19 protein-coding genes, 1 tRNA gene and 1 other RNA gene are annotated in these 24,471 nt (G+C 41.3%); 16 read left to right on the top strand and 5 right to left on the bottom strand.

Annotation, left to right across the window (positions count from 1 at the left end; all coding sequences use genetic code 11):
- Nucleotide 1 precedes the first annotated feature (1 nt).
- From ODU37_RS02455 to nrdG, 4 genes are all read left to right on the top strand, one after another.
- Entirely contained in the window at nt 2–175 is a 174-nt protein-coding gene (locus ODU37_RS02455; protein ID WP_153308821.1) for a hypothetical protein, read from the top strand.
- The gene (locus tag ODU37_RS02450; protein ID WP_029752793.1) at nt 153–356 is read left to right on the top strand and encodes a hypothetical protein; all 204 of its coding nucleotides are present in this window, start codon (nt 153–155) and stop codon (nt 354–356) included. Before ODU37_RS02455 ends, ODU37_RS02450 begins: the two co-directional genes overlap by 23 nt.
- A 1-nt stretch (nt 357) precedes the next feature.
- Complete coding sequence (locus ODU37_RS02445) at nt 358–852, top strand: GNAT family N-acetyltransferase (protein ID WP_029752794.1); 495 nt, start codon at nt 358–360, stop codon at nt 850–852.
- A 186-nt stretch (nt 853–1,038) separates the two neighbouring features.
- The gene (gene nrdG / locus ODU37_RS02440; RefSeq protein WP_203200664.1) at nt 1,039–1,596 is read left to right on the top strand and encodes an anaerobic ribonucleoside-triphosphate reductase activating protein; all 558 of its coding nucleotides are present in this window, start codon (nt 1,039–1,041) and stop codon (nt 1,594–1,596) included.
- A gap of 104 nt (nt 1,597–1,700) precedes the next feature.
- On the opposite strand, the gene ODU37_RS02435 is transcribed toward nrdG, so the two are convergent.
- From ODU37_RS02435 to ODU37_RS02425, 3 genes are all read right to left on the bottom strand, one after another.
- Nucleotides 1,701–1,773, bottom strand: a tRNA-Lys gene (locus ODU37_RS02435).
- A gap of 8 nt (nt 1,774–1,781) precedes the next feature.
- Nucleotides 1,782–1,975: non-coding RNA, 6S RNA (gene ssrS, locus ODU37_RS02430), on the bottom strand.
- A gap of 101 nt (nt 1,976–2,076) precedes the next feature.
- Nucleotides 2,077–3,363: a replication-associated recombination protein A gene (locus tag ODU37_RS02425; RefSeq protein WP_105159055.1), complete on the bottom strand. Its 1,287-nt coding sequence runs from the start codon at nt 3,361–3,363 to the stop codon at nt 2,077–2,079.
- Nucleotides 3,364–3,432: 69 nt separating this feature from the next.
- Here ODU37_RS02425 and ODU37_RS02420 point away from each other — a divergent pair, with 69 nt between their 5' ends.
- Genes ODU37_RS02420 through ODU37_RS02410 form a run of 3 tightly spaced genes read left to right on the top strand, consistent with a single transcriptional unit; the run spans nt 3,433 to nt 4,595 of the window.
- Nucleotides 3,433–3,768, top strand: coding sequence for a MazG nucleotide pyrophosphohydrolase domain-containing protein (locus tag ODU37_RS02420; RefSeq protein WP_105159054.1), 336 nt, complete (start codon nt 3,433–3,435; stop codon nt 3,766–3,768).
- A 1-nt stretch (nt 3,769) separates the two neighbouring features.
- On the top strand, nt 3,770–4,240 hold the full coding sequence (locus ODU37_RS02415; RefSeq protein ID WP_044759244.1) for a DUF3013 family protein: 471 nt from the start codon (nt 3,770–3,772) through the stop codon (nt 4,238–4,240).
- 1 nt (nt 4,241) lies between these two features.
- Nucleotides 4,242–4,595 carry an ASCH domain-containing protein gene (locus ODU37_RS02410; RefSeq protein WP_044759240.1) on the top strand — a complete coding sequence of 118 codons (354 nt, stop codon included), beginning with the start codon at nt 4,242–4,244 and terminating at the stop codon, nt 4,593–4,595.
- A 152-nt stretch (nt 4,596–4,747) separates the two neighbouring features.
- Here ODU37_RS02410 and ODU37_RS02405 read toward each other — a convergent pair whose 3' ends face one another.
- On the bottom strand, nt 4,748–4,852 hold the full coding sequence (locus ODU37_RS02405) for a putative holin-like toxin (RefSeq protein WP_221737275.1): 105 nt from the start codon (nt 4,850–4,852) through the stop codon (nt 4,748–4,750).
- 212 nt (nt 4,853–5,064) lie between these two features.
- On the opposite strand from ODU37_RS02405, the gene prmA reads away from it, so the two are divergent.
- The 9 genes from prmA (at nt 5,065) to ODU37_RS02360 (ending at nt 21,201) form a co-directional block, all read left to right on the top strand.
- Nucleotides 5,065–6,018 (top strand): 50S ribosomal protein L11 methyltransferase, encoded by a 954-nt coding sequence (gene prmA, locus ODU37_RS02400; RefSeq protein ID WP_249562308.1) that lies wholly within the window; start codon nt 5,065–5,067, stop codon nt 6,016–6,018.
- Between the two features lies 1 nt (nt 6,019).
- Nucleotides 6,020–6,766, top strand: coding sequence for a 16S rRNA (uracil(1498)-N(3))-methyltransferase (locus ODU37_RS02395; protein ID WP_249562307.1), 747 nt, complete (start codon nt 6,020–6,022; stop codon nt 6,764–6,766).
- A gap of 3 nt (nt 6,767–6,769) precedes the next feature.
- A complete protein-coding gene (locus ODU37_RS02390; RefSeq protein ID WP_044678450.1) occupies nt 6,770–6,892 on the top strand; it encodes a membrane protein in 123 nt (40 codons plus the stop codon).
- 1,295 nt (nt 6,893–8,187) lie between these two features.
- Complete coding sequence (locus ODU37_RS02385) at nt 8,188–15,522, top strand: SpaA isopeptide-forming pilin-related protein (RefSeq protein ID WP_249562306.1); 7,335 nt, start codon at nt 8,188–8,190, stop codon at nt 15,520–15,522.
- Between the two features lie 44 nt (nt 15,523–15,566).
- The gene (locus ODU37_RS02380; protein WP_193441372.1) at nt 15,567–17,507 is read left to right on the top strand and encodes an isopeptide-forming domain-containing fimbrial protein; all 1,941 of its coding nucleotides are present in this window, start codon (nt 15,567–15,569) and stop codon (nt 17,505–17,507) included.
- 23 nt (nt 17,508–17,530) lie between these two features.
- Nucleotides 17,531–18,385: a prealbumin-like fold domain-containing protein gene (locus ODU37_RS02375; protein ID WP_105243026.1), complete on the top strand. Its 855-nt coding sequence runs from the start codon at nt 17,531–17,533 to the stop codon at nt 18,383–18,385.
- A 272-nt stretch (nt 18,386–18,657) separates the two neighbouring features.
- Nucleotides 18,658–19,545 (top strand): class C sortase, encoded by an 888-nt coding sequence (locus tag ODU37_RS02370; protein ID WP_249562305.1) that lies wholly within the window; start codon nt 18,658–18,660, stop codon nt 19,543–19,545.
- A complete protein-coding gene (locus ODU37_RS02365) occupies nt 19,523–20,380 on the top strand; it encodes a class C sortase (RefSeq protein WP_044671427.1) in 858 nt (285 codons plus the stop codon). The genes ODU37_RS02370 and ODU37_RS02365 overlap by 23 nt, the downstream gene beginning before the upstream one ends.
- Complete coding sequence (locus tag ODU37_RS02360) at nt 20,377–21,201, top strand: class C sortase (RefSeq protein ID WP_024386688.1); 825 nt, start codon at nt 20,377–20,379, stop codon at nt 21,199–21,201. The genes ODU37_RS02365 and ODU37_RS02360 overlap by 4 nt, the downstream gene beginning before the upstream one ends.
- A 723-nt stretch (nt 21,202–21,924) precedes the next feature.
- Here the strand turns inward: ODU37_RS02360 and sntA are convergent.
- The gene (sntA, locus tag ODU37_RS02355; protein WP_249562304.1) at nt 21,925–24,366 is read right to left on the bottom strand and encodes a heme-binding protein SntA; all 2,442 of its coding nucleotides are present in this window, start codon (nt 24,364–24,366) and stop codon (nt 21,925–21,927) included.
- Nucleotides 24,367–24,471 lie beyond the last annotated feature (105 nt).

Below are 24,471 nucleotides of genomic sequence, written 5' to 3'. Positions count from 1 at the left end.
TATGGACTATACAGATATTAGTATTCTCCATACCAATGATATGTATTCCTACATGGGGAATTTTCCTAAGAAGGCACAGCTGATTGCGGATATTCGGGATGGTAATGAGAAAAAGGGGATTCTGAGCTATAGACAGGTCTCCACCCTCAGATGTGGGCATTACCCCAGGCGGTGAGGGTTTTATGGTCAATGGCAGAGCAGTCAAGCTAGACAAGGTTTATCAGATTGTAACTAATTCTTTTGTCTGGAGCGGCAAGGACAACTATGATGATTTCCACAAGGCAGAAATTATACAGGACTTGGGACTGGATATTGACATCATCAGCGAATTTTTCAAGAGACAATATGGAGGCTAGAATGGAATTAAGAAGACCAACTGTGGTGGATAAGAAAACGATTTTGGATATGTTGGCAGAGTTTGAAGCAGCAGGTTCTGCTATGGATGGAGGTTTTATCTCTAGGGATGTAAACTTTGAGGAGTGGTTAGAGAAGCTAAAACTGGCTGAGCTAGGGATTGGAGTGTCAGAAGGATTTGTTCCGTATGTTCAGTATGTATCGTTTGACCCGACAGGTCGAGCTATCGGCTTTCTTAATCTACGCCTCCGACTCAACGATTTCCTGCTCAATAAAGGCGGTCACATCGGATATTCCATTCGTCCGACCGAGCGTGGGAAGGGTTACGCCAAGGAGCAACTGCGACTTGGTTTGCAGGAAGCCGCAACCAAAAATATTTCCCAGGTCCTTGTGACCTGCTCGGCAGACAATCAAGCCAGTCGCCGCACGATTGTGGCTTGTGGTGGCGTTTTGGAAGATGTTCGAGATGGGGTAGAAAGATACTGGATTGAGGATTAATGGGAGTGACAAACTACTGAATCAAAACAGGAAAGGAATTGAGATTGGTTCCGCACTAAGCTTGCTGGGATCAATCCGAGCTAAAGCATTGGAAGTACCATTTATGGACAAAAACAGTCTGTGTACTGGTAAAACAGAATTCATCCAAACGATCAGATTTCATTTGCTTATGCTCAGGTATTTGAAATGAATAATCCTAAACCACAAGAATGGAAGAGCGAGGAACTTAGCCAAGGGCGAATAATGGACTACAAAGCCTTTAACTTTGTGGATGGAGAAGGAGTCCGTTGCTCTCTATATGTTAGTGGCTGTCTGTTTCACTGCGAGGGCTGCTACAATGTTGCAACCTGGTCTTTTAAAGCTGGGATTCCCTATACCAAGGAGCTTGAAGACCGCATTTTAGCAGACTTGGGCCAGCCCTATGTGCAGGGCCTAACCCTCTTGGGTGGCGAGCCTTTTCTGAACACAGGCACGGTCCTCCCACTCGTAAAGCGAATTCGGAAAGAACTGCCAGAAAAGGACATTTGGTCTTGGACAGGCTACACATGGGAAGAAATGATGTTAGAAACTCCGGATAAGTTAGAGTTACTATCCTATTTAGATATTCTAGTTGACGGTCGCTATGACCGTACCAAGCGCAATCTTATGCTGCAATTTCGAGGCTCATCGAATCAACGCATCATCAATGTACAGAAATCATTGCAGGAAAAACGAGTTGTCCTGTGGGATAAGTTAAAAAAATAGCCCTTCACAATGTGAAAGGGTTCTTTTTGACCAAATTTTGACCAAATTCACTCAAAAAACGAGAAAAAGCCTTGATAAATCAAGACTTTCCTCATATCAACCAATCCTCCCTGTAGGGATCGAACCTACGACCCACGGATTAAGAGTCCGCTGCTCTGCCAGCTGAGCTAAGGAAGGTAAAAAATAAAAATGCTGTATTGGTACCGGTTATCCATGGATTGTATTGATCCCGCACGCTAAAAGCAGGTGGGTGACGCGTTTCTAACTTAGTTGCTTCTGGGTGTGCCAGCTTGCATACTGTCAGAGGATCTTTGTCTCCCTAGTAATACAAAAATAGTCGGTCAACACATAGGTATGAATTCGTATACCACAGCAGTTCTTATTTATGATTTAATAATACCACTTTTTTTTGAAAAATCAAGAGAAAAATGGTAAAAGTGTAAGCGGTATCAAATTGTGTGTGCCCAAAAACCAGTTCTATCAAGGATTTTGGCGTCTATTTTTTTTCAAATTTTTTATCTTTTCTTGGGTCATACCCAAGGCACGCTCGTATTTACCGGTGTCGTTGGCGGTAAAGTAGTCCGCATGAAGTAACTTATCGGGCAGGTATTGTTGGTCCACCCATTTTTCAGGATAGGCATGCGGATACTGGTAGCCAATAGCATTTCCCAGCTCCTTACTACCAGCATAATGGCCGTCACGCAGGTGATTTGGAATAGGCAGATGACCATTTTTCTGCAAATCAGCTAGAGCTGCATCCATAGCCTGATAGGCAGAATTGGACTTGGGCGAGAGAGCCAAATCGACTACTACATTGGCAATCAAAATCCGTGCTTCTGGAAAACCAATTTTCTGAGCCGCTTCAAGGGCAGTCACCGTATGAATCTGTGCCTCTGGATTGGCCAAGCCGATGTCTTCATAGGCAATGACCGTCAAGCGACGAGCCAGACTAGGCAGGTCTTCCGCCTCAATCAAACGGGCGGCGTAGTGGAGGCTGGCATTGACGTCGCTGCCCCGAATGGATTTTTGCAGGGCTGAGAGAATGTCGTAGTGGGCATCGCCGTTCTTGTCCATGCTGATGTAGGACTTTTGCAGGCTATTTTCCACGGCGTCTAGATCAATGTGGCGGCTACCGTCGTCGCTTTCCTTGGTCGAAAGCACAGCCAGTTCTAGCGAATTATAGGCGGCACGCAGGTCACCGTTGGTAGCATTGGCTAGAAAGTCCAGAGCCTCAGGCTCAATGGTAATGGGGAAGTCAAAACCGCGTTCGCTGTCTGTCAGAGCCAGTTCCAAGGCCTGTCGGATGTGGCTGGTTTGCAAAGGATACAATTCAAAAATCTGCACCCGACTGCGAATGGCAGGCAGAATTGAGAAGAAGGGATTTTCCGTCGTTGCCCCAATCATGATGATATTTCCATTTTCCAAAAGAGGAAGCAGAAAGTCCTGTTTGGTCTTGTTGAGGCGGTGGATTTCATCGAGCATGAGGACCAGACCACCAGAAAACTTGGCTTCTTCAGCGATTTCCTGCAGGCGTTTTTGGTTGTCGGTCGTGGCATTAAAGGTCCGAAAGGCATACTTGGTCGTGCCAGCAATGGCGGACGCAATCGAGGTCTTGCCAATCCCCGGCGGACCGTAGAGAATCATGGACGACAGCATATTGGCATCAATCATGCGATGGATAATCTTTCCAGGACCGACCAGGTGTTCCTGACCGATGACATCATCAATGGATTTGGGCCGCATACGAAGGGCGAGATTGGCTGGCATAGGCTTCCTTTCAGTGCATTTATGGTATAATCATTATACTACAATTTTAGGATTTGGAGAAAAACGAAGATGACGGAGTTGACGGTGGGTGTTTTGGAAGAATACTTGCGTGACCACTATGGGACGACATTTCCAGAGCAAAGTCTCTTTATGAAATTAGTGGAAGAAATTGGTGAAGTGGCAGAGCTACCGAATCAGCGTGCAGGCCGCAAGATGATGGATGGCGAAGACGATAGCTCTGCTCGTCTAGCAGAAGAATTAGCTGATGTTATTCACTATGCTGTAGCCTTGGTAGCGGTGAATCAACTAGATTTAACCAAGTCCATTTTGGAGAAAGATAAGCAGGCCTCCGTCAAATATGGTCGAGAAATAAATTTATTGGAATTTATAGAAAAGAGGAAATAGAATGGCAAAACATGGCTTTTTAGATGTGCTGGAAGCGGCACTGGACAAACATTTTACTTACGATTATGAGCTTAACTGGGACAAGAAAAACCACGCAGTTGAGCTGGCTTTCATCTTGGAAGCACAAAATGCGGCTGGGATTGAAACGGTGGACGACGAAGGCAATGCCTCTGCGGAGGATATTTTCCTAGAGGAGTATGTCCTTTTCTACAACCAGGACAAGTCTCGCTTTGACGAGGAAGACTATCTGGTCGCTCTGCCATTTGACGCCAAGAAGGGCTTTTCAGCGGAGTTTCTGACCTATTTCGCAGGTTTTCTCAAGGACACCGCCGACCAAGGTCTAGATGACCTCATGGACTTTTTGGCGGACCCAGAAGCCCAAGAATTTGCGATTTCTTGGGACGGTGAGGCCTTTGAAAAAGGCAGAGCAGAATTGGTGGAGGGGGAGTTTTACCCATATCCGAGGTATTGAGATGGTTCATGAAATGTTACTGGCTCCAAAACCGTTTGAAATGATGAAGTCTGGTCAGAAGACCATTGAGCTACGACTTTACGATGAGAAGCGCAAGCATATACAAATTGGAGATCGCATCCGTTTTTATTGTACAGAGAATCAGACGCAAACGATCGAGGTGCAAGTATTAGATCTTCACATATTTGATAATTTTGCTCAGTTATACAAAGAACTGGATTTATTATCTTGTGGGTATACGCAAAGCAGTATCAGAGAGGCGAAACCAGAAGATATGGAAGTTTACTATTCGCGAGAACAGTTAGAACAGTACGGTGTAGTTGGTATAGAATTGCGGGTAATAGATTCTATTTGACATTCCGTTTTCTCTCTTGCTTGACTGTGGGTGAAACTTTTGCTATTATAAAAATAGAAAAGCGCTGAGTTCCAGCTCAACGCCCTGACAGGACCATAACGATGGTTCAGCTTTTGGACAAAATAGACCGCCAGCTTGAAATCTTGGGCGGTCTATTTTTTATCTAGCATGGTTACGATGATTGTAATGATCAAACCAAGCATATTTACAAGTAAGCTTGCAAAAGCTATGATGACCATTAGTTCATCTGCTGACAAATCAGGTTCTCCTTTCCGTTGGATTTTGTGTCTATTTGCATAGGCACCACCACCTTTCAGAAATCAGAACCACCGCTCAGATTTTCCTGTCATTTCATTTGTTCGAAAATTATTTTGATTTTACTTACCTAATAGCAGTAACTTGTAAAATAGGCTAGAAATCGGTACAATAATACAGTGATTGACGCATAGAAAAGAAAAGGAAAACAAACATGAACTCATGGCAAGAATTAACCATTCACGTGCATCGTGATGCAGAGGAAGCAGTTTCAAATCTGATGATTGAAACGGGCAGTCAGGGGGTGGCGATTAGCGACTCGGCTGACTATGTGGGACAGGAGGACCGTTTCGGCGAACTCTATCCCGAGGTGGAGCAGTCAGATATGATTGCGATTACGGCCTATTATCCCGATACTGTGGATATTGAGGAAGTTAAGGCAGACTTGGCGGCTCGCTTGGCGGATTTGACAGGCTTTGGCTTGGAAACGGGTCAGGTCAGCCTAGAAAGTCAGGAACTGGCGGAGGAAGACTGGGCGGACAACTGGAAGAAATACTATGAGCCAGCCCGCATTACCCACGATTTGACCATTGTGCCGTCTTGGACCGACTATGAGGCGACTGCTGGTGAGAAGATTATCCGCCTGGACCCAGGCATGGCTTTCGGGACGGGAACTCACCCGACGACCAAGATGAGCCTTTTTGCTCTTTCGCAGGTTCTGCGTGGTGGTGAAACGGTCATCGACGTTGGCACAGGCTCAGGCGTCCTCTCCATTGCCAGCTCCCTCCTAGGTGCCAAGGAGATTTACGCCTATGATTTGGACGAGGTGGCGGTGCGTGTAGCTCAGGAAAATATTGACCTTAACGCTAATACTAGCAATATTCATGTCGCGGCGGGCGATCTCCTTCGTGGCGTTGACATTAAAGCAGAAGTCATCGTTGCCAACATCTTGGCGGACATTCTCATCCATCTGACCGAGGATGCCTACCGTCTGGTCAAGGACGAGGGCTACCTAATTATGAGCGGCATCATCGCGGACAAGTGGGACATGGTGCGAGCATCTGCGGAGACGGCTGGCTTCTTCCTTGAGACTCACATGATGCAGGGCGAGTGGAATTGCTGCGTCTTCAAGAAAACCGCTGACCGCTCAGGTGTGATTGGAGGCTAGGATGCAGCAGTATTTTGTCAATGGCAGAGCACCGCAGGGCGTGTTCCCGATTAGCGATAAGGACACCGCCAAGCATATGTTTTCTGTCATGCGATTGCAGGCAGATGACCAGATTGTCCTCGTCTTTGACGATGGTATCAAACGCTTGGCGCGCGTGGTAGATAGCCAGAACCAATCTGTTGAAATCATCGAAGAACTGACAGATAATGTCGAATTACCTGTTTCCGTCACTATAGCCATGGGCTTTCCCAAGGGAGATAAGCTCGAATTTGTCGCCCAAAAGGCAACGGAATTAGGCATGGCAGCCCTCTGGGCCTTTCCAGCGGACTGGTCAGTGGTCAAATGGGACGGTAAAAAACTGGCAAAAAAAGCAGAAAAGTTAGAAAAAATTGCCCAAGGCGCAGCCGAGCAAAGCAAACGCAATCGCATTCCGGCTGTTCGCTTGTTTGAGAAAAAATCGGATTTCCTAGCTCAACTAGCAGGCTTTGACCAGATTATCTTAGCCTACGAAGAGGCTGCAAAAGAAGGTGAACAAGCCAATCTAGTGAAAATCTTGTCTGGCTTAGAAATCGGCCAATCAGTCCTTGTCATCGTCGGTCCAGAAGGTGGCGTGTCGCCTGAGGAAGTAGCTGCTTTCGAAGGAGCAGGAGCGGTCAAGACAGGCCTAGGTCCTCGCATTCTCCGGGCGGAAACAGCTCCGCTTTATGCTCTTTCGACCATTAGTTATGCGACGGAATTGTTGAGGTAGTCCATGTTTGCCTTAGGGACGATTATAAATACCTTGGCCATTGCCCTAGCAGGTTTGCTAGGATCTTGGTTTGGCCATTTACTGAAAGAACGGCATCGGTCGGGACTGACGATGGGGAATGTTTGAGTCTTTCTTGAACCTGTTAGAATCCTTTGATTATTGGGGTATAGATAGTTAAATGGTGATTGGTTTCAATAATGGAATTAAGAACCAGGCAAGGATGAGAAGACGACTATTCCTAGTAGAGTCCGTCTTCTCATTCTTACATAGCTGATTAGGGTAGATTTGGAGTGTATCGTTATTTAGTTTTTCTTTTATTACTTCGTTAACTCGCCTTGCCTAACTTCAGTTATGCCTGCGGCTCATTGCCTCGTACTAAAAGTAAATTAAAAGACTATAAAATACGAATTGCTGTGATTTTTTTTACAAATCCTATATCCAACTTTTTTACCTCACTTTTGATTTCTAGGGTCAGGCTGAAACAGTTTCTTGGGCTGTCTCGGCACAAACTTTGTTTGTTCAATTTCTAACCTCAAGCAATTCTCTCAGATTGCTAGAGCAATCAACTACTGCACTGAGATATTGACACTAACTTAAAGAAGTGGCGTTGTACTTTTTACCTAGCTGCGCTATTATTTGTGCTAGATTGCCCGTGAGTAATTTTTTCTTCATGCATATTAGGCTAAAAAGGTAAAAAGTCCTTTTTAAGTAGTTCGGGAATTCTTTATCAAGAAAAACAATTTAGGACAGACTTATATATAATAGCTCACAAATCCGAGTTTTTGGCAACAGAAATAGCGTCGCCGAAATATTTAAGCTACATCTTTTATTCAATCGAATCTAAAATTAGTCTATTAATGATTTTGAGAAAAATTAAAAATTTGTATATAAAAACGAACAAAATTAGTTTTAAGGTATCTAGAAACTAGTATTGTTCGTTTTTTGTTTTGTTTATCAATCGGTAGAATGACCAGATGAGGTATTTCAAAAAAACAAATCTTTTTGTCCTAGACTCATTAGAGAGTCAGTGTTTGAAATGTAATATGGTGTGATGCATATTTTTTGAAATATGGTCATTTTTATATTAAGGTGACTTTTGTCATTTCCAGATGTTCTTTTTCTATTTTTTCTGTGTTTATTGCTGAATGTCGCTTGATTTTAGAGGGAAATCAAGTAAGATTGTATATGGAAAAAATCTGTGTAAGTGTTATTGTAAAAAGTGAAAACTAGAGGAAGATTGCAGGGAACTTACGGCGATTGCTATTTATATTATAGTGCATTGAAATAATGGTATTTGAACTATCAATTTCATGTAAGCTTAATAAGTATTAAAGTTGATTTTGTTTATATTTAGAACCGAAAAAGATAATGTCCCTGTATCTCAACTTTAGCAGATTTAGACACAAACCAAGGAGTACGAGATGATAGAATTTAGAAAGAAAGCAGTTCAATTAGCTAGTTTAATGTCAGTTTTTTTTCTATGCACGTATAGTTTTACAGATGCGATGTATATCATGGCAGAAAGTTTGTCGACCGATGGTGCTTCAACAATAAGACGCACCTATATCGAAGACAAAAAGGAGGACAAAGATAGATTAAATATTGAGTTAGTAGAATCGTTGTCTAGTCCAAAGACTATAGGTCAAAAAATTACAATAGATAAGCAGAGTTTAGCTACACAGAATTTTAACGAAAAAGGTATAGTAGTTATCACTCAAAAAGGGCTAGAGTTAAAGAAAAATGATTTAGAAAAAGGTTGGAAACTAGATGAGTCATATAACGAGAAGGACCTAGCTATAACAAAGAGTGAGACAGAAAAACGCTCTCTTTCAAATGAATTAGATGTATTGTCAAAGACTGTAGAAGAACTTCCAGTGTATGGAGAAAACTACCATTCCTATAGACTGCTGCCAACAACAGAATTGGATTATTCGGCAGATAATGTAAGTCTGACTTTAAGTTTTACCAAGGTCAGTGAGGTTATTAAGGGGGAGTTAGTAGCGGTAGTAGATGCGGAACATATCGCATATTTTAAAGCTGAACCGAGTGTCTTTAAGGAGTATTCTCAAGTTAATGAAAAGCCTTCATCTACTGAGGATGTCAATGTAGTAAGTCCTTCTCAAGACCCACCTGTCTCTGAAACAAAAGAAAATGTACCTGACAATCCAGAATCACAAGGAAGTTCAACAGTTCCAGAGTCAGAGCAAGCGGTGGATGCTTTGGTCGAACAACGAGGAGTTATCTGTATCAAATTAACAAAATCTAGTTCTGAACAAGAAGAGGGCATTGAGGATGCTGAAAATGAAGCTATCGAAGGTGCTACATTTGAGGTGCGTAATGTAGAAAGTGAAAATCTTGTTTATACTGGTCATACAGATAAAGATGGTCTCCTAACGATTTCAAATCTTCCGTTGGGAAACTATGCGATAATTCAAAAATCTACCATAGATGGTTATGAGATTTCTGCCACAAAAGAAGTAGTGGAGTTAACAGTAGCTCAATCAAGACAAAATGTCTCAATTAGCAACTTCCCTAAAAATCCTTTAGAAGGACTTATGCTGAACTCAATATTGGATTCATCTTTGATGCCGCGTTCAGCGAGAGTAGCACGTTCGCTACTTGATACTTCATTATTTGATAATCCTACTGTGACAGGAAATGCAAATGCCACTACAACGACCACCGTATTCGGGAATAAAACAACAACCATCACGCGTGAAGAGTCAAACATAAAATACATTTTTAAACCTATTACAATTTCAATTCCAGGTGTTTATCAAAGCTATTCACAAGATGGTGTCTTGAAGAAGAAAGAGGTAGTGGTTGACCCAACTACCAATACCACAAAAATCATTTGGGAATACACTACTACGGTAGGCGGTGCCAATAGCAATATCACCTCCATTAGAAATGCCTTCTCAACAACAACTGACTCTGGTTTGGGTGAACCTAAAATTACTTCTATCATGAAGGATGGAGTTGCAATAACGCCCAATACGACTTACTACGGAAATTTCGACAATTTTAAGTCAGCTACCGATAATTTACCAGTTGGAAACGGAACGTATGTCTATACGATTGAGACTCCTGTGGTGATTCCAAGTGATAACTATAGTTTGGATTATCGGTCGGAAGTAACTGTTAATGCTCCAAAGGGTAGCAAGCTTACCTATAATGGCACATCAGTTACCTTAACTCAGACGGAAACACGTACCTTATCAACAGCAGACACCATTACGCTTCCAGCTAAAAATGATGGTGGTCCTCTAGGGGACTTAAAAGTAGATACGGTCAATACTTCCAATACCAATCGTACAATTGGTAAGTATCGTGATAATGACGATAAGGTCATCGAATGGACTAGTTCACAACTAAATGATACGTCGACAACCCAAAGTTTTACATTTGATGTTGCTTTGGACAATTCACAGGCAGTTCATAATTATACAGTTTACATTTATACGCCGACTACAACAGGTAGCTACACGGAAAGTTCTGCAACTATTGTATCACCGACAAATAATCAAATTACAGTTACGGATGTTCCGGCAGGTGCGGTCGCTTTGGTTAAGACAGTGACAAATGTGAAAGACGAAAAAGTTAATCACACCATTTCAGGAGCACAACTGGAGGCGTTGAAAGGTGATATAAAAATCCAGAAGAATTGGGTGAACGAAGCTACACCAGTGACTACTACCTTTAAAATAACTGGTGGAACAATCAATCAAACCCAAACACTGTCTGCAGATCAGTCAGCCATTACGGTAAATGATGTTCCTAAATTTTCAGGGACAGGTTCGACAGCGACGAAGAAGCGGATTCCTTACGAAGTAAATGAGGTTGTACCAGATGGTTACATCCTAACATCTGCTATATTTGATCTCGAAAGCCTGACTTATCTTTTTAATAACAAGAAAGACGAGTCTTCAACTATCCAGCCAGATTCCTCGGGGCTTCCTACCAATTATGGGATTACCTCTGTTGAGCCAATTGATATTAACTACATTAAGTACAGAAGTGGTAGTACTGTTTGGGGGGGATTTAGTGGATCGTTGAAACTTGGGTTTAAAATCCCACCTTTTGCTCAAGAAGGTGATAGCTTTACAGTTGAAATTCCAGAAGAACTAAAATTGGATCACCCAGCCAATCCAAATCGAGAGTGGACACCAGTCTATGATAAGAACGGTCGAGAGATTGCGAAGGTCTATCATACGAAGGAAAGAGAACTTAAGTTTGTCTTGACGAAGAATGCTTACTCTGTTTCAGAATATAGCGGTTGGTATACAATCGGAAGTCAACCAAGTAACATCATTCAAAAAAATAATGATACTTCTTTCAGAGGTCCTTATCTTATAGGTGCTAACCCTGTTTTGCCAAAGTGGTATGAGAGGGAAAATCTCCGCTCAACTATATTAAATAAGCAATTGACTTTTACAGGAAGTTATTCAGGCAGTTCTTTTTCTTATAGTGATAAGACAGTCACGACGACTGGTACGCTCAATGCTACAAATAATGGAACTCGTCAAGGAGATCTTCACCAATTTGATGGTGTAAACAAGTATGAGTACGAACAAGGGCAGGACTATATCAAGTGGGACTTGATTTATAATGCAGGTGGAAATCATACATCATCAGGTAGGAAGTTTTGGGATTTTATCCATCCACAGATGAGTTTATATACCTATGGGAATACTGACCAGAGTGTAGGGAAGGATATTGAGTTTTATGTTGCAGATGCGACCGCAGCAGCTTCCTACACTAATCCGGTGAAAATGACCTTTAAAGGAACTTCTACCAAAAACGGACATACTCAGTATCACTACGAAGTTCCAGGCACATCAATTGGTGTAGCAGTTTACATTAAGCAAGAGAGTACGTCTGATTTATCGTTTGATGGTTTTACTTCTACTCATACACTTGAGTTTTACTATGAAAATCTTCAAAATAAGGCACTTGTTGCCCGTATCAAGATGCGAAAAGGTAGCGCGACCAATGGTGGTTATTACTACAATGCTGCTCAAAAGGCATACTTTAGTGGAACTACGGGCTCTCAAAAGATTTACCGTCGTGCGGCAGAAACTACGGCACGTGGTGGCGCCTATCCGACAGACTGGTACAGTTTAAAGCTGAAAAAAGTTGCGTATGAAAATGGTCAAAAGAAAGCCCTTGAAGGTGCAGTTTTCACCATATACGATGCTAATAAGAGACCTTATCAAACAGTTCGAAGTAGTGCCAATGGTGAGTTCACCTTCTCAGAACTCTTAGCTGGTACTTACACCTTTAAAGAAACTAGTGCACCACCTGGCTATATCTTAGATCCGACAGAGCACACTATTGTTGTAACCGATAATCAAAATATTACCATTGATGGGAAAAAATACGATGTCAATAAGCCAACAGAAGTTGTTAATACTAAATCAACTACACTTCAAATCAATAAATTTGAATTTGGTGAAAGTAAGCCATTGAAAGGGGCTGTCTTTAGACTGCAGAGTAAAAATGGTGGAAATTATGATGTCACAATAGGAGATGTTCTTCCCGCAAGTCAGTTTATTTTCTCTAACCTCGCAAAAGGCATGTATACTTTGACGGAGACAAAAGCTCCTGCGGGTTATAAAACGATTCCTCCTCTTGATATTGAGGTTTATGAGGAAAATGGAGAGTTAAAAGTACGTAAATTAACAGACACTTCCAATACACAGACGGGAGCGGTAGAAGTTGTCAACGGAAACTTTAGTATAAATGTTGTTGACGAGGACTTTAGTACTGAGTTCACCAAGGTAAATGAGCAAGGTCAGCCACTCGCAGATGCAGTGTTTGAGCTTCGTCAGATAACCCAAACAGGCTACAAACGAGTTCTAACAGGCTTAACTTCAAATAGTCAAGGCAAGCTCCGTGTGGACCACTTGCAAGGTGGTATAACCTATGAACTTTGGGAAACTAGTGCGCCAGCAGGTTATAGTAAGTTAACAACAGTTGCGGCACGATTTATGGTATCTGAGACTGGAACTATCAGTTTTGAATCTGGTACTAGTGAGCGTATTATTAACCGCCCTCCAACTTATAAAGTTAAAGTGCAGAAAATTGATGCACTGACTGGACAGAAAGTAACTGTGCAGACACGTATTGGTATTACGGATAGCCAAGGGAATGTAATTGATGGGCAAATTGCAAACTTTGACAATGGAGAGTTCAGCTTCCCTAAAAACTTTGCCCCAGGAACTTACTATATCAAAGAAGAAAAAACTCCATCGGGTTATATCGGCTTATCAGGTTTGGTACCATTCACTATTCGGGCAGATGGTATAGTAGAAGTGAATAGTGATTATCTTGAAGGTATTGATGTGACGACAAGCTCGCCAGATACGATTACGATAAAAGTCAAGAACTATCCACTCGGTAAATTCAAAGTTAGCAAGCGTGTTAAAGGGATTAGTGATTTGACCAACCTTATCACTGGACAAATGACCTTTACTTTGACAAAGAATGACGATCCGACCATCACCATTGTCAAACAGCAAGCTGCAAACCAAGACTTTGTTTTTGAAAACCTCCAGCCTGGGGTCTATACTCTGACAGAAACACAAGCCCCATCTGGCTATATCAAATCGACAGAAAACTACACGATTTATGTTAATAGGGATGGCAGTGTCCGTTTCTACTCTGACTCGGATATAAGTAGTCACATAGCAAGTGGTTTGCATGTGATAAAATCTGCAGAGATTGCTATGGCCTCTACCTATGGCTATAGTACAGAAGATAAGGCGCTGGACAGTGATTTGACAACCGGTGCCTTGTACCAACTCTCAAGTTCGACTTTGAATGAAGGACAATGGTGGGGAGTGAACTTAGGTTCGTCTCAGCGCGTAACGCAAATTCGCTTTGCTCAAGGTAAAAATACCACAAACGGTAGTGACCATGACAAAATGGATAGCTATGCCCTTGAGTATTCACCGGATGGTATCACCTATCAATCAATTGGTAATTTCACCGAGACCGACCTTACTCAGACTGTAGATATCTATGCTCAATACATTCGTGTACGGAATCTACAGACGGGAATGAATAGATGGTTGGGAATCCGAGAATTGCAGGTAAGTGTTCGAGATGCTACCCAAACGATTGAAGCAGGTAGAAGTGATGCTGCCGCTAATGTTATTAAAATCGGTAACATCGAAAATCCAGAGTTCAAAATCGAGAAAGTAGATGCGAATAACAAGCAAATCTCAAAACCTGTTACCTTTAAGCTCTATAAAGTTGACGATAGTACAACAGAGGCAACTGTATCAAGTACCTCTCTTGACGATACCAATCTCGTACAAACCTTAACATTTACAGGTCAAAGCAGTTTGACACGATTAACTGCGACAGCGCTTGGCAAATATGTTCTTGTAGAGACACAAGCACCAGAAGGTTATGACGGTTTGAGTGCACCGGTATTGTTGGAGTTATACGAAACAACGCAAGCTTATGCGGTAACGCAACAGAAAGCTGTGACACGTTTTAGAGTTTTAAGTCAAACTAATTCGGTTAGTGTAACAGATTTACCTGGTGTTAGTGGTGCTCTTGCAAATGCGATTAGCATTAAAGTGAAAAATAACGAGCGTAGGTACAATCTTAAAATCAAAAAACGTGATTATCACCATCCGACTCTTGGTTTAAATGCGCACTTTGAACTTGTTACAGAGGCTGGTCATCCAGTTGTAATTGATGGTGTTAATATGAAGGGGGATACAAATAGCGCTGACAACAGTATCACCTTCTCGAACTTGCCAGTTGGCGTCTATATTTTGAAAGAGACAGTTGTTCCTACGGGAGGCTATCGCCCTGTTAATCAATTACAAGATACCAAATTTGAAATCCGACCAGATGGTAGCTTACAAATTTTAGAGTCAGATTCGAATATGGTGACAGTTGATACGTCACAAGGTGCTACCTTTGAGATCACCATCAAGAACTTCAAGCAATTTAAGTTCAGACTCCAAAAAACAGATAATCGTGACGAGAATCACCTTCTAAATGGTGCAACATTTAAAATTTACAGCGATCCAAACAACGATGGTGTTGAGGATACCGAAGTTGCTAGTGGTGTGACGAAAAATGGTCTCTTTGAAACATCTTTGAGTTTTGGTTACTACATTTTGGAAGAAACTGTTGCGCCAACGGGATATCAATTAAATCCTAAGAAATACCGTTTCCAGATAAACCATGATGGAACGACCAAACTTCATAATGGAGATAATCAGGTTACCTTAGCTGAAAGGGTAGATGGTGACAATGTTATTCTCTTTAACATGAAGAATACAAAACAAACAACCCACATCAAACTTGCTAAACGGTCTTATAGCGATCCTACGCAACGTCTTGTAGCAACGTTTGAACTAAGAGAAAGTGACAATCCTCAAGCGACAGCAGTTGTAAAAACAACGACTACAACAGGGGATGAAGTCCTCTTTGACAATTTAGCAGTAGGGAAAACCTATATCTTGAAAGAGATAGTAGCCCCTGACGGTTATCAAAAGATTGAGAAAGAATTCCATATTAATATTGGTGCAGATGGGGCTATCTCTATCCAAGATGGAGAGGACCTCGTCAGTCTAGACAATATGGACAATCACCTGATTATTGTGAAAAACCTCCGCAAAGGAGAATATCCGAAAACAGGTGGTATGGGTATCATTCCATATATTGCATTAGGGGGGGTGATGATGTTCATTGCTTTTGCCGTTGAGCAACGTCGGAAATATACTAGATAGTTCCTAATGTAAATAAAATAAGAAACAAAAAATAGGAGTATACAATGAAAAAATTGACGAAATTATTTTCAGTGTTTACTGTGTTCCTAACGGTGCTCGGTTCACTGATAAATATTAAACACTTAGTCCATGCCGAAGATACGGCTAGCACAACCGTTATTGTTCACAAAATCGTAATGAATAATGACGATTTCAATAAATTTACTTATGAAGAAAATTTATCCAAATATAATGGTAATTCAATCGGAGATTTGAAGAATTATTTTGGTAATTCTGCTGTGGAAGTTGCGGGAGTAAACTTCAAAGTATGGCAAAAAGTCGAGACAAAATCCGATGGTACTAAGACAGGTGTTGAACTTGGTATTGCTGGTGATAATGATAACTACAAACTTGCTACAAACTATTCTAACGGTGTTGAAACAACAGCTAATGGTGCAACATTCACTCTAGCTAATGGGATTTATATCTTCACTGAAGATAAAGAAAAGTCACCATACTACAACCAAAATGGTAGTGAATTAACTGGTATGAAGGCTGTACCATTCAAGCTTGAATTGCCACAGGCTAAAACAGATGGTTCTGGATACTTTGATACCAAAACTCCTCTTCATGTGTATCCAAAGAATACTGAAAACAAACCTGAAATCACAAAAGCGTTCACTGATAAGGCAAATATTGGAGATAATGGTGTAAAAAATGTTGAAATCGGTCAAGAAATTGGTTACACTATTACAACAAAAGTTCCTAAGGACGCAGCATATAAGACATTTGCTTGGGAAGATACCATGCTTAAAGGTCTTGACTTCAAGCTAGACTCATTACAAATCGCAGATGATAAAGGTCTTAACCTTCAAAAAATTACAGACTACACTTTGACACAAACTGTACGTGGGTTCATGGTGCAATTGAATCCTGATGGCCTTGCGAGATTGGAAGAAAAAGCAAAGGAAGGTGAAGTGAACTTTACCTTGACTTACAAGGCTACTTTAAATGACTCAGCTAAAGTTGATTCTGGAATCCCTAACAAGGTTAAATTGATCTACGGTAACCGTCCAAGCGAGTTCTCTGAACCAAAATCAACAACACCAAAAGATGGCGAAATCACTGTTGAAAAAACTTGGGAAGGCATAAATAAAACGAAAGTTATATTCGGTGTCTATGAAGAAGATACTGGTGTACGTGTTGGTCAAATTGAGCTTACAGAAAATGTTACCTCAGGGAAATTAGGTAATCTTGATAATAATAAAAAATATATCGTTGTCGAGGAAACAAGTGTTTTAGGTTCACTTCCTATTTATGAAAATGGAGTTGCTGGAACTATTAATGTAAAAAATAAGAAAAACCCGAACCCAACTCCGCTTGAGCCAGAAGAGCCAAAAGTTATCACATATGGTAAGCGTTTTGTGAAGACTGATGATAAGGAATTGAATGCTAGTACGAAACTGCTCGGCGCAGAGTTTATTGTTCGTAAAGAGGGCGAAGAGAAATACCTTGCTTTGAAAGCGACTGCTACAAAAGATGCAGAAGTTTCAGATTATACCCAAAAAGAAGCTGCCTATATTGCAGCCGTCAAAGAAAAAGCTACTGATATTGATCAGAAAAAAGCTTTGCGCGATGCAGCGTACGAAGCAATGAACATGCAATGGACTTGGGTAGATAGTAAAGATGGTGCTTTTAAATTCGTATCATCAACAGATGGTAAGTTTGAAGTCAAAGGTCTTGTGGCTGGTCAATATGAACTTATTGAAACAAAAGCCCCAGAAGGATATGCGCTTCTTACTACAACTGTGAAATTTATTGTAGGTCCAAATACATGGGGGCAAACAGATGATATTACTGCTCAAAACTTCCAACAAGTGAAAAACAAAAAAGTAACCATTCCACAAACGGGTGGTATCGGTACACTTGTTTTCACAATTGTAGGTTTGAGTACTATGGTATTTGCCTTTATCGCGATGAAAAAGCGTCAATCTGAAGAAGCTTAATTATTACTAGAAAGGAGGGGCAGATGAAAACAGTAAGACAAATAATATGTTGCCTTGTCGCTATAATGTGTGTATTATCATTGCCCTCGCTTTCACTCCAAGCACAAGATTCTTTTGATGTTCAGGTTCATATTCCTTTCCCTAATGGAATAGATGCCAGTCAAGTTTCGACGGGTTTGGAGGCTTGGTACATCGCTTCAGAAGAACCCGTTTCTTCTGAACAGTTGGCAGATTCTTTATACCAAAAAAGTCGGTCTGAGTTGACCAGTCTCTATGGTGAGCCAATTTCTTCTCAAGCTCTTTCTCCAGAAGGTCAAGTCACTTTTCGAGGATTGACCAAGGGATGGTATTATGTTCGGCAAGTAGGAAAGCCTACGAGTCTAGAAGTTATCCCATTCTTGATGAATGTAGGTAGAGGTGTTACAAAGATTGAGGCTAAGGTTAGGAGACCTAGCGAAGAAAAGGGTAGTAAGCCATTTTTAAAGGTATCAACCAGCACCGCCCCTTTATCTGGGGCAGAATTTGCGGTTCTTGAGGAAGTAGGCGGAGAATTGAAGGAAGTGATAGTCGACGGCAATTCTTATCACGTCACTTCAAGTTCGAATGGTCAGTTTGTGGTAGGTCCTCTTCCTTATGGTACTTACTACTTAAAAGAGGTCAAGGCCCCTACTGGCTACATTTTATCTCAAGATACGATTCCTTTTGAAATAACCTCGGATTCACATGTGTCCGAGATCATTAAGATTAAGAATAAACCTGTTACACCTCCTGGAATTGAAATTCCATATACAGGAAATGTGGTGGTGATTGCAGTTTTATCTACCGGTATTTTGCTCTTCTTGCTAGGTTATCGCTTGGTAACTTATACTAAGCGATAACGTTTGACAGACTAGAATAGAGGGAAAATCCCATTGTCAGGTTGAATCTGGGGCAATGGGATTTTTCGTTTTAAAGTTGGATTATGGTATAATAAAAGCAAGAATGTAGGGGATTCTATACTCTTCGAAAATCAAAATTATCCGTTGTCAACTAGCCTTGATGAACTCTAGTTCTGTTTTCGGCTTCGTTTCTCAGGCTACTTTTGGTTTTCATTGAGTATTAGCTTTGCAATGCAGTAGAAAGACAATGGAAGAATAATGAAGTTCGGATTATGATACAGAAAAAATCGGGAAAAACTACAAAGAAAAAAAAGAAAAGTAATATCCCCTTTTACTTGGTATTTTTGATTGGATTTGGGATTTTACTTTATCCTCATGTTTCTAATTTTTATTATCGATATGAATCGGATCAGCTGACTAATTCTTTCGACCAAGAAAAGAAGACCTTAGCTTCTGAGGAGGTTAAGGAACGAATGGATTTGGCTCAAGCTTTTAATGAGAGTTTGAATAATGTGGTTTCGGAGGATCCGTATATCAAATCACGACATGAAGCTGGACGGGTAGAGTATGCACGGATGCTGGAATTGCATGAAAAGATAGGTTATGTTGAAATTCCAAAAATTGAGGTCAAGCTTCCTGTTTATGCAGGAACTTCTGAGACCGTTCTTCAAAAAGGTGTAGGGCATTTGGAAGGAACATCCTTACCGATTGGGGGGAGCGATACCCATACTGTCTTAACGGCTCATACAGGTTTACCCAAAGCTCGATTATTCACAGACTTAACGAAGGTAAAAATCGGTGATACTTTCTACATTCACAATATCGTAGAAACATTAGCGTATGAAGTAGATCAAATAGTGGTTGCTGAACCAACTCAATTTGAGGAATTGCTGGTCAAGCCTGGGCAGGACTATGCAACCTTGCTAACCTGTACGCCTTACATGGTGAATACGCACCGTTTATTGGTACGCGGTCATCGTATTCCTTATGTTGCAGAAGAGCATCTCAAAGCGTCTGAAAATGCAGAGAAGCGTATTCTTATTCGTTATCTTCTTTATGCGCTCGGAATGTTTGTCGGTATTTTACTGATTTTCTTATTAACAAAAAGACGGAAAAATAAAAAGAAAGTGACGAGTAATGATGAAACGTTCACAACTTAGAAAGGGAATATCTAAACAGTCCATACTCTTGAAGCTTTTATTTCTCTTTGGTTTTGTAGTGACGCTGTATCCGTGGATTTCTCAATATTATTATCGTTATGACTCTGATTATAAAATCCAATCATTTTATGAACAAGCACAACAGTTACCGAGTGAAGAAGTTCTGAAAAGGTTGGAGCATGCTAGGGCCTACAACCAGACCTTGGAACCTCACAAATTGCAAGATCCTTACACAGAAGAAGAGAAGGCTGGGGTAGTGGAATACGCTCGTATGCTTGAGGTGAAGGAGAAAATTGGTTTTGTAGAAATTCCGAAAATCAACGAGAGAATTCCTATATACGCTGGGACAACTGAGGAAGTATTACAAAAAGGAGCGGGGCATTTGGAAGGTTCCTCCTTGCCAGTTGGTGGAGAAAGTACTCATACTGTGATTACGGCGCATCGTGGTCTTCCTAATGCTTCGCTATTTACCAACCTCGATCATTTAAAAGTCGGGGATCAATTCTACATTCATAATATAGCTGAGGTATTGGCTTATGAGGTGGACCAGATTTTAGTTGTTGAACCGAATAATTTTGATCCTGTTATAGTTCAAAACGGAAAAGACTATGCAACCTTGCTAACCTGTACTCCTTATATGATTAACAGCCATCGTTTGTTGGTACGTGGACATCGCGTTCCTTATGAGCCGAAAGTTGCCATCAAGCAAAAACCGGCATTCTTTTTGGATATGCTAACGCTATCCTACTTGGTAGCCCTATTAATCATAGTAGTGATTGTTATTATCCTCTATCTTCTCCGTAGGAAGAAGTATCAAAAGGGGGAAATGAAATGATGAAAAGAATAGGATATATTTTCATGTTGGTTGGTTTGTTGCTTCCTTTAGTGTTACTGACAAATATGTCAGTGCAGGAGTTTCAAGTTTTCCAACAGTATCAGTCTTATCGTAGGAATTCTAAATTCTTTTCGACAGAGCAACTCGAAGAAATTAAGGCTTATGGGGAACAGGTTAGTGGTGGTGACTTACCCACAGTTGATCCCTTTGCAGAGAAAAATGATTCAAATAGTACCGATGTGTTATTTTCTGAATTAATGGATGAGGCAATTGGTTATTTGAGTATTCCAAAAATTGAAATTCGACAACCTATTTATGTTGGAGCAACCAGTGAACATTTAAATGATGGAGTTGCTTCTGTTATAGGAACAGCTTTACCTATAGGTGGAATAGGTCGACGAAGTGTCATTGCCGGTCACCGTAGTTGGTACAATGATCTCAGATTTTTCCGATTGTCAGAGTTGAGAGAAGGCGATAAGATTTTTATTGAGGTTGGTGGGAGGACGCTGACGTATTTGGTAAAAAATACAGAAGTGATAAAAGCAACAGATTGGCAAAAGTTATTACCTGTTGAGAGTCAAGATATGATAACCTTGTTGACATGTGATCCACTAGTTCCTCCTTTTGATTATCGCTTGTTAGTCAACGCTTATCGCGAATCAGATGTAATAGAGGAAGCTGATGAAGTGAGCCAGACCAGTCAACGTGAAATAAAGCAGTTTCAGCAATATTCATTCAGTCTTGTATTTTACCTGACGATATTTGGTTGGGTCTTGTTGCTTTATATCCTTTACCGTTTTATTAGAACCTGTATTTGGTAGGATGAAGGGTGTTTTTGGCGTACGCAGAGGTCAAAAGGGGATTGAAACAAAGATAGGATTCCTCCTAGTGAGGCTGGGCAGAAAGTCCAGCCTCGCTTCTCAGAGTTCGTGTCAACATCTCAGCGCAGTGGTTGATTGGCAGATTTGTTCGTGTTTCACACTCCAAATCTGACCTAATCAACTGTGCGGGGGTGGGAAGACGAACTCTTTTTAAACTGGTCGAGTTCTTTCCCACTCCCTTCGAAAATCAAAAGCAGACGTTGTTAACTTGATTTGATGAACTTCAGTTCTATCTGCATCTGCGTCGCCTAGTCTGATTTTTATTTTCATTGAGTATTAACGAAAATTGGTTAAGAAATTAGTCCAAAACAATGGGAGCAAAAGAAAAACACAGACAGCTTAGCTGGATTTCATCAAAATCAGCTTGAGTCTATCTGTGTTTTTTTATTGAATGCAAAAGGGTATTGGTATAGTGGCAAGTCGTACGAACGCCTCTTTATACTCTTCGAAAATCAAAATTATCCGTTGTCAAGAGCCTTGATGAGTGAAAAGCTCCAGTGGAGGTTTTCAGCCTGTTACCTTGAAATAAGATAGTAACAGAGTTCTATCTTCGACTTCGTTTCCTAGGCTACTTTTGATTTTCATTGAGTATTAAGAGGTTCGTGACGAGTCAAAAGCAATGAGGCTTGAACAAGGACTAGTTTTTGCTCAGTCTCGTCTATTTTAATGTTCTTTTTTCTTAGTCCATGCGCCGACAAAACCAATCAAAGTGAGACCAAGCAGACTAAGCATAGAGGTAGCTTCTCCTGTTGCAGGGAGTGTCTTGGTGCTCGCTTGTGAATGTGGACTAGCCAATTTATGTTGTGGAGCAGGAGCTGGTGGATTTACCGCTGGAAGAGTAATTCGTTGACCAGATTCGAGTACAATATCTTGACCTGTATTACCTTGATCTGACTGCTGTTCATCTGGAGTCACTACTTTAGGTTCAGTGTAGACGAATTTGAATTCACCGAACCCTTCGCTGGAAGTTGAAGCCTGTAGGTAGACAATACCTTCTTGGTCAGCAACTAGAGCTTTCGCACGATCTGCTGTCAAGAAGCGGAGGTCGAGTCCCTTGATACTATCTGTAAAGGTCCAGTTATTGTCTGCTGTAGGATTAATAACTTTTTCAGCGATAATATAATTGATGATGGCTTGGCGGTTTTCCAGGTTCAATAAGCGGTTGATAGAAGCTTCGCGAACCCCAGGGAAAGTACCGTTTGCACGGTAGTTGTTGGTCACAACGATGAATTCTTGATCAGCTGTCACATCTCGTCCATTGTATTGCAGATTCCGAACTCTGCTGGCAGTTTCGTTGACTACCTTACCATCACGATCGTATTTATTTGGTTGCGTAATATCGTACTGATAGGTTACTCCATCAATAACGTCAAAATTGTAAGTGCGGAAATCTGTGTTGACTAGATTTTGTGGCTCTGTTGAGCTAGGGTCAACTTGCTTGAATTGACCTGCGGACATTTCCAACCATTCTTTGAGTTGGGCACCGTTGACTTTCAAGATGGCTACAACGTTGTCGTAGAGGTAAAGGTCTGCTACGTTCTTGATGGCGATTGGGCCAGCAGGAATGTCTGTATAGGCTGAAGCATCGCCTCGAGTACCAGCCTTAAATGGTGCAGCCGCAGATAGGATTGGTAGATTAGCTTCTGGAGTCCCCACCAACTGTTGTTTTGCATACCAAATCTGTGCATTGTTAACAATCTGTACAGAAGGATCATCTTGAACAAGGGCAAAGAAGCTGTTGATAGGAGCAGTTGTTTCACCGACTTGTTGACGAACATATTTGATGGTTTCGTTATGAGCTTCTTTAGCAAGGTCGATGATGCGACCATCTGCTACAGATGATTTTGTATCAATTTTACGAATAGCCGCTTTGCTAGAAGTAGTTGTCCATTTGCCATCTTTAAAGACCAGATTGAGGTCGATGACGCCGAGGTGATCACCGTATTTACCCGCCATGGTGACAGGAGTACCGTTGATTTTACCATTTGTATCATCCACGCCAGAATATTTAGCGTAGAAGCTTGGTTTTTCGGCAGTTCCTGGGAATTCTGCGTGGGAGTGACCTGTGATAACCGCATCAACTCCTTTTAGGCTGGCGATTTGGTAACCGACATTTTCCTCGCCGACTTCATATTGGTCATCGCCGATACCTGAGTGGGAAAGGACCAGAACGATGTCTGCGCCATTTTCTCGCATGGTTGGGATAATATCGCGAACGGCTTCAACTGCATCACGGACAAACACTTTTCCTTCTAGATAAGCTTTGTCCCAGTTGAGAATTTGAGGGGGAACAATCCCTGTAACACCGACATTTAGTGTAACCTTTTTACCCTCGGTGTCTGTGAATGTCTTTTTCACAATGGTATAAGGGGTGTAGAGAAAGTCTTTTGTAGTCGGATCGAGGACATTGGCATTGACTAGAGGCATGTTGGCTGTACGAATTACTTTTTCGAGGTAGGCAAGGCCGTAGTTAAATTCGTGGTTGCCAAGTGTGCCGACGTCAAATCCCAGCGTCTCTAAGGCGGCGTACATAGGATGTTGTTCGCCTTCTTCAATAGGATCAACGATAGACTTGTAATTTCCAAGAGGAGTACCTTGAATGGTGTCTCCATTATCTACCAATACAACATTTGGATTTTCTTTTTTTGCCTCTTCGATAAGAACAGCTGTTTTTGCCAGACCCAGCGTTTCCACTGGTTTATCTTGGTAATAGTCATAGTTGACCAAGTTCGTATGGAGGTCAGTTGTTGCGAGAATGCGAACATCAACAGTTTGTCCTTCAACAGGCTGACTGGTTTCAGTTGCAGCAGGAGTGACCGTGCGTGCTTCTGAAGCAGTTGTGTCAGTTGTCTCGCTCGTAGGATCACTAGTTTCAGCTGTCTCGGAAGAGCTTGGATTTTCAGCTTCGGTAGTGGCTGGAGCAGGAGATTCTGTATTATCAGCTTTCTCTGTGGTGTCAGTTTCAACTGGTACAGCCTGACTTGCTTCTGTTGAAGAAGCTGGAGTTGTATTGAGAATCTCTTCGGCTTGAGCTAATTTTGGATTGCTTGCAGCTAAGAGAGCTAGTGTGAGTGCTACGGCACACTTACTGAAACGAAAATTCATAAGAATCCTCCATTTTCTTTTTTATAATAATCTTCTACAATCATTATACAGCTAAGAAATATAAAATTCAAGACTAATTCTGAACGTTTGATTGAAAAATAAGTG

This window comes from Streptococcus sp. 2021WUSS109, assembly GCF_044427305.1.
Lineage (GTDB): Bacteria > Bacillota > Bacilli > Lactobacillales > Streptococcaceae > Streptococcus > Streptococcus suis.
This window is presented reverse-complemented; position numbering and strand designations above follow the sequence as displayed.